At 72.9% G+C, this 13,288-nt stretch carries 14 protein-coding genes and 1 pseudogene; 9 read left to right on the plus strand and 6 right to left on the minus strand.

All coding sequences use genetic code 11. The features are described from left to right. Positions 1–172: 172 nt before the first annotated feature. The 3 genes from JWR81_RS23670 to JWR81_RS23680 are packed head-to-tail and all read left to right on the plus strand — an operon-like array spanning position 173 to position 2,527. Positions 173–964 carry a YcnI family protein gene (locus JWR81_RS23670; protein ID WP_297657230.1) on the plus strand — a complete coding sequence of 264 codons (792 nt, stop codon included), beginning with the start codon at positions 173–175 and terminating at the stop codon, positions 962–964. After that, positions 964–1,530 (plus strand): copper resistance CopC family protein, encoded by a 567-nt coding sequence (locus JWR81_RS23675; protein WP_297657233.1) that lies wholly within the window; start codon positions 964–966, stop codon positions 1,528–1,530. The genes JWR81_RS23670 and JWR81_RS23675 overlap by 1 nt, the downstream gene beginning before the upstream one ends. A gap of 22 nt (positions 1,531–1,552) precedes the next feature. Continuing rightward, complete coding sequence (locus JWR81_RS23680; RefSeq protein WP_297657235.1) at positions 1,553–2,527, plus strand: CopD family protein; 975 nt, start codon at positions 1,553–1,555, stop codon at positions 2,525–2,527. A 113-nt stretch (positions 2,528–2,640) separates the two neighbouring features. Here the strand turns inward: JWR81_RS23680 and JWR81_RS23685 are convergent. The 3 genes and pseudogenes from JWR81_RS23685 to JWR81_RS23695 all read right to left on the minus strand — a co-directional run bounded on the left by JWR81_RS23685 (position 2,641) and on the right by JWR81_RS23695 (position 5,224). After that, positions 2,641–4,065: pseudogene (locus JWR81_RS23685) on the minus strand (NAD(P)/FAD-dependent oxidoreductase). After that, entirely contained in the window at positions 4,062–4,721 is a 660-nt protein-coding gene (locus tag JWR81_RS23690; protein WP_297657238.1) for an NAD(P)H-binding protein, read from the minus strand. The pseudogene JWR81_RS23685 and the gene JWR81_RS23690 overlap by 4 nt, the downstream one beginning before the upstream one ends. Before the next feature lie 53 nt (positions 4,722–4,774). Beyond that, positions 4,775–5,224: a DUF4442 domain-containing protein gene (locus tag JWR81_RS23695; RefSeq protein ID WP_297657241.1), complete on the minus strand. Its 450-nt coding sequence runs from the start codon at positions 5,222–5,224 to the stop codon at positions 4,775–4,777. A 230-nt stretch (positions 5,225–5,454) separates the two neighbouring features. Between JWR81_RS23695 and JWR81_RS23700 the strand changes: the two genes are divergently transcribed. From JWR81_RS23700 to JWR81_RS23715, 4 genes are all read left to right on the plus strand, one after another. Further along, positions 5,455–6,483, plus strand: coding sequence for an NAD(P)-dependent alcohol dehydrogenase (locus JWR81_RS23700; protein ID WP_297657244.1), 1,029 nt, complete (start codon positions 5,455–5,457; stop codon positions 6,481–6,483). A 31-nt stretch (positions 6,484–6,514) separates the two neighbouring features. Continuing rightward, positions 6,515–7,534 carry an amidohydrolase family protein gene (locus JWR81_RS23705; protein WP_297657247.1) on the plus strand — a complete coding sequence of 340 codons (1,020 nt, stop codon included), beginning with the start codon at positions 6,515–6,517 and terminating at the stop codon, positions 7,532–7,534. Beyond that, positions 7,534–8,238 (plus strand): iron-sulfur cluster assembly protein, encoded by a 705-nt coding sequence (locus JWR81_RS23710; RefSeq protein ID WP_297657250.1) that lies wholly within the window; start codon positions 7,534–7,536, stop codon positions 8,236–8,238. The genes JWR81_RS23705 and JWR81_RS23710 overlap by 1 nt, the downstream gene beginning before the upstream one ends. A gap of 77 nt (positions 8,239–8,315) precedes the next feature. Then, on the plus strand, positions 8,316–9,011 hold the full coding sequence (locus JWR81_RS23715; RefSeq protein WP_297657253.1) for a haloacid dehalogenase type II: 696 nt from the start codon (positions 8,316–8,318) through the stop codon (positions 9,009–9,011). 27 nt (positions 9,012–9,038) lie between these two features. Here the strand turns inward: JWR81_RS23715 and JWR81_RS23720 are convergent, their stop codons facing one another. Together JWR81_RS23720 and JWR81_RS23725 are read right to left on the minus strand one after the other, a co-directional pair. Beyond that, on the minus strand, positions 9,039–9,776 hold the full coding sequence (locus JWR81_RS23720; RefSeq protein WP_297657256.1) for a class I SAM-dependent methyltransferase: 738 nt from the start codon (positions 9,774–9,776) through the stop codon (positions 9,039–9,041). 101 nt (positions 9,777–9,877) lie between these two features. Further along, the gene (locus JWR81_RS23725; protein WP_297657258.1) at positions 9,878–10,996 is read right to left on the minus strand and encodes a 5-methyltetrahydropteroyltriglutamate--homocysteine S-methyltransferase; all 1,119 of its coding nucleotides are present in this window, start codon (positions 10,994–10,996) and stop codon (positions 9,878–9,880) included. A gap of 80 nt (positions 10,997–11,076) precedes the next feature. Between JWR81_RS23725 and JWR81_RS23730 the strand changes: the two genes are divergently transcribed. Next, positions 11,077–11,904 carry an LLM class F420-dependent oxidoreductase gene (locus JWR81_RS23730; RefSeq protein WP_297657261.1) on the plus strand — a complete coding sequence of 276 codons (828 nt, stop codon included), beginning with the start codon at positions 11,077–11,079 and terminating at the stop codon, positions 11,902–11,904. A gap of 16 nt (positions 11,905–11,920) precedes the next feature. On the opposite strand, the gene JWR81_RS23735 is transcribed toward JWR81_RS23730, so the two are convergent. Further along, entirely contained in the window at positions 11,921–12,709 is a 789-nt protein-coding gene (locus JWR81_RS23735; protein WP_297657264.1) for an IclR family transcriptional regulator, read from the minus strand. Between the two features lie 112 nt (positions 12,710–12,821). Here JWR81_RS23735 and JWR81_RS23740 point away from each other — a divergent pair, with 112 nt between their 5' ends. Further along, the gene (locus tag JWR81_RS23740; RefSeq protein WP_297657268.1) at positions 12,822–13,064 is read left to right on the plus strand and encodes a DUF2630 family protein; all 243 of its coding nucleotides are present in this window, start codon (positions 12,822–12,824) and stop codon (positions 13,062–13,064) included. The last annotated feature ends 224 nt before the right edge of the window (positions 13,065–13,288 follow it).

The raw sequence follows: 13,288 nt of genomic DNA on the forward strand, positions 1-13,288 counted from the left end.
CCGCCGACCGCCCGCTGGCCACGCTCGCCGTGCCCGGCCCCGACCTCCCCGCGCGCCTCGCGCGGGCCCTCGCGAGCGCGCACGTCCGGCGCGGACCTCCGATGGGGTGCCCGACCGCACCCTCACCCGTACCCGCGCCCTGGCGCGGACCATCCCCATCCGGAGATCTCGCATGTCCCGCACGCCCCTGTTCCGATCGGGCGCGGCCCGGCCGCGCCGCGCCGCGCTGCGCATCGGCACCGTCGTCACCGCCGCCGGCATCGTCGCGCTCGTCGGCGCCGCCCCGGCGTTCGCGCACGTCACCGCCCAACCGGGCACCGCGCAGCAGGGCGGCTATGCCGTCGTCACGTTCCGCGTCCCCAACGAGGAGGACACGGCCGGCACCATCGGCCTGACGGTCACGCTGCCCACCGACCACCCGATCAGCTCCGTGCGCACCACGCCCATCGCGGGCTGGACCGCCACCACCACGACCGTGCCGCTCAACCCCCCGGTCACCGACGACGGGCGCACGATCACGAAGACCACCGGCTCCATCACCTGGACCGCCACTGCCGGCAACAAGATCGCGCCCGGGCAGTACCTGGACTTCCCGGTGTCGCTGGGCCCGATGCCCCACGTCCCCGAGATCACGCTCCCGGCGAAGCAGACCTACGACGACGGCACGGTGGTGAACTGGAACCAGCCGCCGAACGCCGACGGCTCCGAGCCGGACCACCCGGCTCCCTCGGTGACGCTCACGCCGGCGGCCGCGGGCGGCGACGCCCACAGCGGCATGGCGATGGCCATGGGCAGCACCGACACGGCGGCCACCGGCGCCACCGACACCACGGCCCGCTGGCTCGGCGGTGCCGGACTCCTGGTCGGCGCGCTCGGGCTGGGGGTCGGCGGCGGCGCGGTGCTGCGCACCCGCCGCTCCGGGGCGGCCTCCGGGTCGGGCCCCGACTCGGGGAAGGAGAGCTGATGCGGCGCCCCCGGCTCGTCCGGGGTGGGGCCGTCGCCCTGCTGACCGGTCTCGCGCTGCTCCTGGGCACGGCCCCGGCGTGGGCGCACAGCCGGTTGGAGAGCAGCGATCCCGCTGCGGGGTCGAGCACGGCCACGGTGCCGCAGAAGGTCTCGCTGACGTTCAACGAGCCCGTCCAGCCCGGCTTCACCGTGATCACCGTGATCGGCCCGAACGGCGACGACTACCACTCCGGCCAGGTCTCCGAGGTGGACGACACCGTCACCGTCGGGGTGCTCCCGCTGGGCCCGGCCGGTCGGTACCAGATCGGCTACCGCGTCGTGTCGGCCGACGGGCACCCGGTGTCGGGCAGCGTGCCGTTCACGCTGACCACGCCCGGTCCCGGCTCGTCGGCGGCGGCCCCGCCGAGAGGTTCTCCCGCCGCGGCCTCGGGGCCGTCCACCGCGGTGGTCCCGACAGCGGCACCAGCGGACGACGGCGGAGCGCCGGTGTGGCCGTGGATCGTCGGGGCCGTGGTGGTGGTCGCGCTCGGCATGGGCGCGGCGTTGCGGCTGGGCCGGTCGTGACGGCGCCGGGGGTGCCGCAGCAGTGAGCCGGTCGACCGTGAGCCCGCCCGACCGGTGGGCCCCGGCCCTCTGGGGTGGGCTCGCGGTCGGCACGGCGTGCGTGGCGGCTGTGCTGGCCGGTGGCCTGGCCGCCACCACGCTGCCGGTGCTGCTGGGCTCGATCGTCACGCGCGCCGGGATGGACGCGATGGGCGCGGCCTGCGTGGGCGCGGCGCTGCTCGGGGTGCTGCTCCCGCTCGGGCCCGGCCCGGGCGCGCGCGAGCTCACCAGGCTCGAGCGCAGCGTCGACCGCGCCCTCGTCGGGCTCGGCGGCGTCTGGCTCGTTCTCACCCTGGTCGGCGTCGCGTTCCGCACCGCGGAGGCATACGGCCGTCCGGTGTCGGGCATCGGCGGCGCGGAGCTCGGCCTGTTCGTCACGCAGTTCGGGGCCGGGCGCGGGTTGCTGCTCACCGCGGGCTGCACGGCCGCCGTGCTCGTCTGCGGGGCGCTGCGGCTGCACGAGCCGCATCGCGTCCAGCTGCGGATCCCGCTGGTGGCGGCGCTGCTCGGGCTGGTGACCCCGACGGTCACCGGCCACGCGGGCACCGAGGCCGACCACGAGCTCGCGGTGATCACCGTGGCCCTGCACGTGGGCGCGGCCTCGATGTGGGTCGGCGGGCTCGGTGCGATGCTGCTGCTCGTGCGCAGGCGGGAGATGCTCGACGTGGCCGTGCCCCGGTTCTCCCGGCTGGCCGGCGTCTGTGTGTTCACCGTCGGCATCACCGGGGTGGCCAACGCGGTGCTGCGGCTCGAGTCGCCGGCCGCACTGGTCACCACCGGCTACGGCTGGCTCATCGTGGCCAAGACCGTGTGCATCGGCGGCCTCGGCGCCCTGGGCTGGCTGGCCCGGCACCGCCTGATGACCGGCCGCACCCCCGTTCTGCGCTGGGCGTCGGCCGAGGTCTCGCTCATGGCAGTGACCCTGGGCATCGCGGCCGCCCTCACCCAGTCCGGCTGAAAGGCTGTCGGGGATGCACCGGCTCCGCCTCGGACCGCACGCACCGCACGGTGATCATCGGTCCCATGAGGCAGGGCCGCACCGGGACGTCTGTGCGCTGATCATGCGCAGGCCTACGTCCCCGAGCGGTAGGCCTCCGGCAGACGCAGCCAGACCTCGCTGATCGTCGGGTAGGCCGGCACCGCGTGCCAGAGCCGGTGCAGCGGCACCTCGCCGGTGATCGCGATCGTGGCCGCGTGCAGCAGCTCCGCGGTGTCCTGCCCGACGAACGTGACGCCCACGAGCACGCCCCGCGCCTCGTCCACGACGATCCTGGCGGCGCCGTCGTAGCCGTCGGCCTGCAGCGACGAGCCGGCCACCGCGATCGGCAGGTCCACCACCCGCACGTCGATGCCCGCGTCGCGCGCCTGCCTCTCCGTGCGCCCGACGGCGGCCACCTCCGGATCGGTGAACACCACCTGCGGCACGGCGACGTGGTCGGCTGTGGACGAGTGCTCACCCCACGGCGCGGTGTCGACGTCGCCTCCGGCCGCGCGGGCGCCGATCACGGCCCCGACGATCCGGGCGGCGTACTTGCCCTGGTGGGTGAGCGGCGCCCGCCCGGTGACGTCGCCCGCGGCGTAGAGCCACTGCCCGCCGACGCCCGTGACGAGCCCGGAGTCGTCCACCTCGAGGGGCTTCCCGGGCTCCAGCCCGACGGTCTCGACACCGACGTCGGCGGTGCGCGGGCGGCGTCCGGTGGCGATCAGCAGCTCGTCCACGGTGATCGTCTCGTCGCCGACGTGCAGGGTGATCGTGTCGCCGTCGGGCGCGACGGAGTCGAGCGAGCTGTCGAGCCGCAGGTCGATGCCCTCGGCGCGGAGCGCGGCGGCCACCCGCTCCCCCGCGAACGCCTCCATCGACGGCAGCGGGCGCGGCCCCTGGGCCACCAGCACGACCTCCGACCCCAGCCGGCGGAACGCCTGCCCGAGCTCGCAGCCGACGACGCCGCCACCGAGCACACCGAGCCGGGGCGGGACCTACTTCGCCGAGGTGGCCTCGCGCGAGCTCCAGGTCCGGACGGTGTCCAGGCCCGGCACCGGAGGGGTGACGGGCGTGGAACCGGTGCAGACCACCACGGCCTGACGTGCGGTCAGCGTCTCGTCGCCGACCACGACGGTCCGCTCGCCGGCGAGCCGGGCGTGGCCGCGCAGCACCGTGATCCCGGCGCCCTCGGCCCACTCCACCTGACTCGTGTCGTCCCAGTTGTGGGTGAAGGAGTCGCGGCGGGCGAGCACCGCGGCCGGGTCGAACTCGGCGGTGGTGCCCGGCAGCCTGCGCAGCGCGGCGGCGGCGTGGCCGGTGCGCAGCAACGCCTTCGACGGCATGCACGCCCAGTACGAGCACTCGCCGCCGACGAGCTCCGCCTCGACCATCACGACGGACAGTCCGGCGCGGTGCGCGTAGTCCGCGGCGTTCTCACCGACGGGACCGGCGCCCACGACGACGACGTCGAACTCGTGGCGCTGCGCCGATGATCCGCTCGCGAGCTCGCTCATGACGACATCGCCGTCACGGCCTCGAGGACCTCGACGTCGCCCTCGCGCAGCTCCAGCAACTTCCCGGCGGTGCCGGGGGTGTCGAGCAGCGCGGCCAGGACGGCCGCGGTGTCGCCACGCGTGACGGTCCCGAGACCCACGGGCGGCGGCGCCAGCAGCACCTTGCCCACGGCCGGGTCGTCGGTGAGGCGCCCGGGCCGCAGGATCGTCCACGCGAGGTCGGTGGCGCGGATCGCGTGCTCTGCGGCCTTTTTCGCCCGCAGGTAGGCGGCCCACACCTTGTCGGTCCCCGGCGCGGGCGGGGCGTCCACACCGGTGGACGACACGAGCAGGTAGCGCGCGACCCCGGCCTGCTCGGCCGCGTCGGCGAGCAGCACGGCCGCGGCACGGTCGACGGTGTCCTTGCGCTCCGCGGTGCTGCCCGGCCCGGCACCGGCGGCGAAGACCACCGCGTCGGCGCCCGCCACGTGGTCGGCCAGTTCTCGCACCGACACAGACTCCAGGTCCAGCACGACGGGGGTCGCGCCTGCCGTCTCGACATCGCCCCGGTGGTCGGGGTTGCGCACCACCGACGTGACGACGTCGCCCCTGCAGGCCAGCAGCGCGGCCAGCTGTAACGCGATCTTCCCGTGTCCTCCTGCGATGACCACATCCACGCGCGCGACGCTAGAGCACAGATGCGCCCCCCGCTGGCGCTCCGCGGGTGGGGCTACCGATTCGGGCGCAGCGTCCAGACGACCGTCATGCGGGTGGTCTCGCGCCCCTCGGCGTCGCTGATCGACACGGTGACCGTGAACTCCGGGCGCGTGCCGGCGTCGAGTTCGGCGAGCACCTCGGCCGCGGGCCGGTCGAGCACGGCCACGGCGGTGATCGGGCCGCGCGCGAGCTTGAGGTAGGCGATCTCGGAGCGGACGACGAGCGGGGTGGCGCGCTCCATCGCCGAGGAGAACGCGGCGAGCCCGACGGCGCCGGACGCGGTCTCCCCCAGCCCGAAGATCATCGCGGCGTGCGGGCCCGCGACGTGGTTGTGCAGCTCGGGGTTGTCGGGCAGTCGGCACTCCACGCGGTCCGCGGTGATCTCGCCGAACGTGATGCCTACCGTCTTCACCCACGGCACGGTCTGCGCCATCGCCGCCGCGACCCAACTGGTGTCCGTCATCCGCGGCATGTTACTCGCGAGTAGATCAGCCGTGAAGCTGTCTCCATACGAGACAACGCCCCTCCGAGGCGCGATTCGGCCGCTTCGTTTCCGCAGCTCACAGCGTTGCACCTGACCGTACGGGACGTCCAACCCGTCCGTTTTCTCACTGCGTGGAATCGGCGCGGTTGTGAGCGGGACCACCTCCCACTGGAATCGGACCAGACACCGAGGTCGTAGGAGGAGTGCCGGTGAAAGCCGTTCGGGTGCACGCGTACCACGAGGATCCCACGATCGACGACATCCCCGAGCCGAAGCTCTCGGGGCCGCTTGACGTGATCATCAAGGTCGGTGGCGCGGGCGTCTGCCGCACCGATCTCCACATCATCAACGGTGACTGGTCCGAGGCGATGGGGCCCGAGCTGCCCTACGTCATCGGGCACGAGAACGCGGGCTGGGTGCACGAGATCGGCGACGGCGTCACGAACGTGGCCGTCGGCGACACCGTGATCCTGCACCCGCAGCCCAGCTGCGGCCTCTGCCTCGCCTGCCGGGCGGGCAAGGACATGCAGTGCGAGAACGCCTTCTTCCCAGGGCTGTCGAACAACGACGGCGGCATGGCGGAGTACCTGCGCACCACCGCGCGGGCCTGCGTGAAGCTCAACCCCGACACCAACCCGGCCGACGTGGCCGCCCTCGCCGACGCGGGCATCACGGCCTACCACGCGGTGCGCAAGGCGGTGCCCCAGCTCTACCCGGGCACCACCGCGGTCGTGCAGGGCGCGGGCGGGCTGGGCCACATCGGCATCCAGTCCCTCGCGGCCATCACGGCCACGCGGATCATCGTCGTCGACCGCAACCCGGACGCGCTCGCGCTGGCCGAGCAGCTCGGCGCCGACGAGACCGTGCTGGCCGACGGCACCCACATCGACGCGGTCAAGGACCTGACGAACGGCAAGGGCGCCGACGTCGTCTTCGACTTCGTGGCCGAGCAGGGCGCCGAGCTCGACGCGTGGGCCATGACCGCCCCCGCCGGCTACCAGTACGTCATCGGCTACGGCGGCGAGTTCAAGGCCCCCACACTCGATTTCGTGGCGGGCGAGAAGAACGTGATCGGCAACATCGTCGGCACCTACAACGACCTCGCTGAGCTGATGGTCCTGGCCCAGGCCGGGAAGGTCACGCTCCACACCAGGCAGTACCCGCTCGGGAGCGCGCTCGAAGCGATCCACGATCTCGACGCCGGTCGCGTCCGCGGCCGCGCGATTCTCGTTCCGTAACTGTTCTCCCGACGACGAGAGGCACCACCACATGTACGAAAAAGATGGCGAGAAATACTTCATCGTCGATTCCCACAGCCACTTCTGGGACGCCAGCCGGGAGAACTGGAAGCCGGGGCGCGAGGAGTTCGCGAAGGGCTGGATCGACTGCTTCTACGGCTACCACCAGCTCGGGCCGCCCGAGACCCACTGGGACTACGAGAAGTACCTGAAGGTCACGCCCGAGGACTTCGAGCGCGACATGTTCACCGAGGGCCACGTCGACGTCGCGGTCTTCCAGTCCACGTACCTCAAGGACTGGTACACCAACGGCTTCAACACGATCGACCAGAACGCCGCCCTGCTGGAGAAGTGGGGCGACAAGCTGATCGTCAACGGGCGCTTCGACCCGCGTGAGGGCGACGCGGGCCTCAAGCAGCTCGAAGAGGATGCGAAGAAGTTCAACCTCAAGGGCGTCAAGGTCTACACGGCCGAGTGGCACGAGGGCTCCCGCGGCTGGTCGCTCGACAGCAAGGAGGCCTACAAGTTCCTGGAGAAGTGCCAGGAGCTGGGCATCAAGAACATCCACGCCCACAAGGGCCCGACGATCTGGCCGCTGGACAAGGACGCGTTCGACGTCAAGGACATCGACAAGGCCGCCACCGACCACCAGGACCTCAACTTCATCGTCGAGCACGCGGCCATCCCGCGCATCGAGGACTTCTGCTTCATGGCAGTGCAGGAGCCCAACGTGTACGCGGGCCTGTCCGTGGTGATCGGCGGCCTGATGCACGCCCGGCCGAAGTTCTTCGCGAAGGTCATCGGCGAGCTGATGTTCTGGGTCGGCGAGGACAAGATGACCTACGGCGGCGACTACAACATCTGGGTGCCGAAGTGGCAGGTGGAGGGCTTCGTCGACTGGCAGATGCCCGACGACGACGCGTTCACCGACTACGCGAAGCTCACCACGGCCACCAAGAAGAAGATCCTCGGGCTCAACGCCGCGCGGCTCTACGACATCCCGGTGCCGACGGAGTGCCAGCTCGACGCACCCGCGGGGGCCATGGCGTGATGCCCGTGCGCTCGGCGGACCTGCAGGGGTCCGTCTGGCGCGCCCTGGACACGGTGCTCGACCCGGAGCTGGACGAGCCGGTCACGGACCTCGACTTCGTCGAGTCGTGCACCGTGTCCGAGGAGGGGGTGGCGACCGTCGTGCTGCGGTTGCCCACCTTCTTCTGCGCGCCGAACTTCTCCTTCCTCATGGTCGCCGACGCCTACGACGCGGTGTCGACGGTCGACGGGGTGACGCGCGCGGACGTCACGCTGGCCGACCACCACGCCTCCACCGAGATCAACGGCGGGGTCGCGGCGCAGGCCGGCTTCGTGAAGTCGTTCGACGGGTCCGATCAGGGCGAGGCCGTCTCCGAGCTGGACGAGCTGCGGCTGCAGTTCTTCCGCAAGGCCGCGCTGGCCGGCCAGGACCGTGTCGCACGTCCGCTCGTGGACGCCGGCGCGGGCCCTGACGAGCTGTCGGACATGAGCCTCGGCCAGGTGCCCCCGTCGTCGGACCTCGTCCGGATGCGGGAGCGCCGGGCGGCTCTCGGGCTGCCCCACGACGACGGTGCGCCGTTGCTCATCGACGCCGAGGGCAACCGGATCACCGCCGCCCAGGTGCCGCTGCACCTGCGGCGGGCCCGCCTGCAGCGCGTCGGGATCGAGACGAACGGCGAGTTCTGCAAGAGCCTGCTGGAGAAGCGGTACAAGACCAGCAGCTGACGTCACCCGTGCGCGGACGCCGCTGCTCCGGCAGCGGTGTCCGCGCACGCTGACGCGGGTCCGACTACGTTCGGACCATGATCGAGGTCCGCGCGCTCGTGTTCGACGTCTTCGGCACCGTGGTCGACTGGCGCTCCGGCGTGGCACGGGAGGCCGCGCGCCTGCTCGGGTCGGGCGTCGACGCCGAGGGACTGGCCGACGCCTGGCGTGGCGCCTACCTCCCGTCGATGGATCGCGTCCGGCGTGGGGAGCTGCCCTGGACAGGCCTCGACCAGCTGCACCGTGCGTCCCTCGACGAGCTCCTCCCGGCGTTCGGGGCGGCCGACGCCGACGAGGCCACCCGCGCCGAGCTGGTCCTGGCCTGGCACCGCCTCGACCCCTGGCCCGACTCCGTCGCCGGCCTGACCCGGCTCAAGGCCCGGTACATCATCGCGTCGCTGTCCAACGGCAACGTGTCCCTGCTCGTGGACATGGCCAAGCACGGCGGCCTGCCGTGGGACACGGTGCTGTCGGCCGAGCTGTTCGGCCACTACAAGCCCGACCCCGAGACCTACGACGGCGCCGCGCGGCTGCTGGGACTCCTGCCGGAGCAGGTGGTGATGGTCGCCGCGCACCTCGACGACCTCGCCGCCGCCCGCGCGCGGGGCCTCCGCACGGCCTACGTCCACCGCCCCGACGAGGGTGGACCCGGGACCGATCCGGCGAGGTCGGACGAGGAGGCGGACGTCTCGGTGAGCTCCCTGGAGGAGCTGGCCGGGCACCTGGGCGCCTGAGCAGGCGAGCGGAGCTCCCGCCGGGACCTACGCGGAGGGCACACCGCTCGTCGGGCGCGCGACCAGGATGCGGAAGAGGTTGCGCAGGACGTAGCTGCCGTCCGCCTGGCGACGATCCGCCAGGCGCCCCAGCACCGCCTCCCGCACCGCGACGGGCCCGGCCCGGTTCATCGCGTGCCGACCGATGCCCGAGCCCAGCACCGGGCCCACCAGCTCGTCCTCGTCGGCGTAGGTGAACGGGCACACGACCTCGTCCACGCCCACCACGTCGAGCCCCGCCGTGCCGACGACCTGCCGGAGCCGGCCGGGGTCGGTCAGCGGCGGCGGGCCGGGCATCGGGCGGCGCGGTGGCAGCCAGGGGGCGAGCGCCTCCCCGAACACGTGGACGTCACACTCCTCCTCGCGACCCCACACCGTGAGCGCGACGGTGGACCCGATCACCGCGGCCGCGCGCAGCAGGGCGAGGGGGTCGGCGACGTGCGAGAGCACCTGCACCGCCGCCACCACGTCGAACGGGCCGGGCGGGGGCTCGTGGACGTCACCGACGCGGAAGGTGCCGCCAGGCACCGCAGCAGCAGCCGTCGCGACCGCGGACGGGTCGATGTCCACGCCGGTCACCCGCGCACCCCGGGCCGCGGCGAGCACGGAGAGCTCCCCGGCGCCGCAGCCGAGGTCGAGCAGAGTGGAGCCCTCGCCGACCCCGGATGCGTCGAGCACCCGCTCGTACAGCGGCCGTCCCCAGCCCCGCGGACCCTCGTCGCTCACCCGGCGAGGCTACCGGCCCCTGCCCGCCGATCAAGGCACCGACGTCGTCCGTGGAGATCGGGTGCGACGTCGACGCCTTGATCGTCTGAGTCGGGGGCGGCTCAGCCCCAGACGTCCTGCGCGACCTGGACGATCAGGGCGAGCTTGGCCCGCTGCTCGTCGACCGTCAGGGCGTTGCCCTCCACCGTGGACGAGAACCCGCACTGCGGGGAGAGGCAGAGCTGGTCGAGGGGCACGTACTTGGCGGCCTCCTCGATGCGGCGCTTGAGCACGTCCGGGTCCTCGAGCACCCCGTTCTTGGTGGTGACGAGCCCGAGCACCACCTGCTTGCCCGGCGGCACGAACCGCAGCGGCTCGAACCCGCCGGAGCGCTCGTCGTCGAACTCGCAGAAGAAGCCGTCCACGGCCAGCTCGCCGAACAGGGCCTCGGCGACGTGGTCGTAGCCGCCCTCGGCCGCCCACGACGAGCGGTAGTTCCCGCGGCACATGTGGGTGGTGATCCGCATGTCCGCGGGCCGGTCGGCGATGGCAGCGTTGATCTGCCTGATGTAGCGCAGGTGCTGGGTGTCCGGGTCGTCGCCCTTGGCCTCCAGCTCGGCGCGATGGGCGGGGTCGTTGAGGTAGGCGAGCGCGGTGTCGTCGAGCTGCAGGTAGCGGCAGCCGAGACCGTGCAGCGCCTGCACCTCGTCGGCGTAGGCGGCGGAGAGGTCGTCCCAGAACTCTTCGAGGTCCGGGTAGACGGAGCGGTCGATCACCGCGGAACCGCCGCGCGCGTAGACCATGCTCGGCGACGGGATCGTCAGCTTCGGGACCGCTGTGGTGGTCTGCTCGGCGAGGTACCGGAAGTGGTCGGCGAAGATCGGGTGCTCCAGGCGGATCTTCTCCGTCACCGCCATGCCGGCCGAGGTGAACGCGCCCTCGCCGGCGGCGTTGCGCATCTTGACCTGGATCTTGTGGTCGGTCTTGGTGATGCCGCCGAGCTGGTAGATGAAGTCCATGTGCCACGACGTGCGGCGGAACTCTCCGTCGGTGGCCGACTGCAGGCCGACCTCCTCCTGCAGCGCGACCGCGTCGCGGATCGCGGTGTCCTCGGCCGCGCGCAGCCCGTCGGCGTCCAGCGTGCCGGCGGCGAACCGCTCGCGGGCGTCGAGGAGGGCGGGCGGGCGCAGCATGCTCCCGACGTGGTCGGCGCGGAACGGCGGCTCGGTGCGTCCATGCATGGGTCGCAACCTATCCCCGGTCCCCGCCGGGCGCTGTGTCCTCTTCCGGCACGTGGAAAAGTGGTGGTGTGGAGCACGGAGTGGTGACCTTCCTGACCGACTACGGCATCGACCCGGTGACGCTCGCTCACGCCGTCGAGAAGCGCGGGCTCGACGCGCTGTTCCTCACCGAGCACACCCACATCCCGACGAGCCGCACGTCGCCGTGGCCGGGCGGGGGCGAGCTGCCGCGGCGCTACGCCCACACGTACGACCCGTTCGTCGCGCTGGGAGCGATGGCCGCCGTCACCGAGCGGATCGCGCTGGGCACCGCTGTGTCGCTGGTGGCGCAGCACGACCCGATCGTGCTGGCCAAGACGGTGGCGAGCGTCGACCGGGTCTCCGGCGGCCGCTTCGAGCTCGGCGTCGGGCCCGGCTGGAACCGCGAGGAGATGGCGAACCACGGCGTCGACCCCGGCCGTCGCACGGCCCGGATGCGCGAGCACGTGCTGGCGATGCAGGCCATCTGGTCATCGGACGAGGCGGAGTTCCACGGCGAGTTCGTGGACTTCGACCCGATCTGGTCGTGGCCCAAGCCCACGCGGCGCCCGCCCGTCCTGATCGGCGGTGGTGGGCCGACCGTGCTGGAGCGCGTGCTGGAGTACGGCGACGGCTGGATCCCGCTGCGGGTGCCGCTCGACGGCATGGACGAGTTCTCCGCGCGCGTCGCGGAGCTGCGGGAGCGGGCCGACCGGCCGATGCCGGTGACCGTCTACGGGGCGGTGCCGAAGCCCGGCGCGCTGGATTCCTACGTCGCAGCGGGCGTCGACCGCGTGCTGTTCGAGCTGCCCGGCCCCGAGACCGACGGCCCGGCCGGCATCGACAGCACCCTGCGGATCCTGGACGCCTACGCGGCACTGTGCCCCTGACCCACGCCGGTGGGAGTCAGCGGAGGCCGGCCGTGCGGCGGTCGTCGTCGCGGAGCAGGCTCGCACGCTCGGCGGCCGTCCGCACCGCGCGTTCGAGCTGCCAGCGCCGCTCGGAGAACTCGGCGCGCGTGACCGAGACGCCCAGCGCACCCGTCACCTCGCCGTCCGGGCCCAGAACGGCCGCGGCGACGCCCGCGATCCCGCTCTCGAACTCCTCCACCTCGACCGCAGCGCCGTCGGAACGGATGCGCATCAGCTCGCGGTCGAGGGTGCGGCGGTCGCCGACCGTGTGCGGCGCCATCTGCGGAAGCCCGGTGCGGGCCAGCAGCTCCGACAGCCGCCCGGGGCGCAGGCCGGCCAGCATCACCTTCCCTGCCGCGGTGGCGTGCGCGGCGGTGGGTTCGCCGACGCGCATGCCCTCGGGGCGCGGGTGGTCGGCGCAGTCGTCGACGTGGGCCACGACCAGCTCGACGTCGCGGAACACCATGAGGTGCGCCGCCGCACCCGCCGCCGTGTGCAGGTCGCGCAGCACCGCCCGCACCGTGGCCGGCGGCCGCACCTGCTCGGTGAGGCTGCGGTGCAGCTCGGCCACCCGGTAGCCCAGCCCGTAGCCGCGGACGTCGTGCAGCCGGACGAGGTAGCCCTCCTCCACGAGCGTGCCCAGCGCCCGGTAGACCGTGGGCAGCGGGCACCCGAGGCGGCGCGCGATGGCCTTGGCGGTGACGCCGTCACCGGCGGCCGCGACCGCCTCGACGACCCGCAACGCCCGGGTGATCGAGGAGCCGCCCGTGCGCTCCTGTGCCACGGGACCAGTGTCGGGTAGAACGAGGGCCGCGCGCACCCACCGATCGGGCGCCGGCGCAATGTGAGACAGCAGCGTGCGAGCCCAGCAGCTCGTGAGACGGCCGGAGGAAACCGTGGACGACACCGAACTTCACCATCGGATCGACGAGCTGGTCACCGAGGAGCACGAGCTGGAGCGGGCCCACGTCGGGCAGGGTCTTTCGGACTCGGAGAAGGCTCGGCTGGAGGAGCTCGGCGTGCAGCTGGACCGCTACTGGGACCTGCTGCGCCAGCGCGACGCCCGCCGCAATGCCGGGTACGACCCGGACGGCGCCCAGGAGCGCAGCGGGGACACCGTGGAGGGATACCGCCAGTAGTCCCTCATCCCATGACGTCGGGTGTCGAGCCTCCCCATCCGGGCCCGGCAGGCCCCATCAGGCGAGCAGGACCCGCCGCCAGAGGTCCGCGAGGTGGGCGCCGTAGCGCTCCGGCGTCCACCCGCGCTCGTGCACGAGGAGCACGTAGTACTCGGCGGAGTTCGTGCTCCAGACGATGTCGGCCACCTCGGCGTCGGTGAGGTCGTCGCGGAGCGACCCGGTGG

It is taken from the genome of Pseudonocardia sp., assembly GCF_025965585.1.
GTDB lineage: Bacteria > Actinomycetota > Actinomycetes > Mycobacteriales > Pseudonocardiaceae > Pseudonocardia.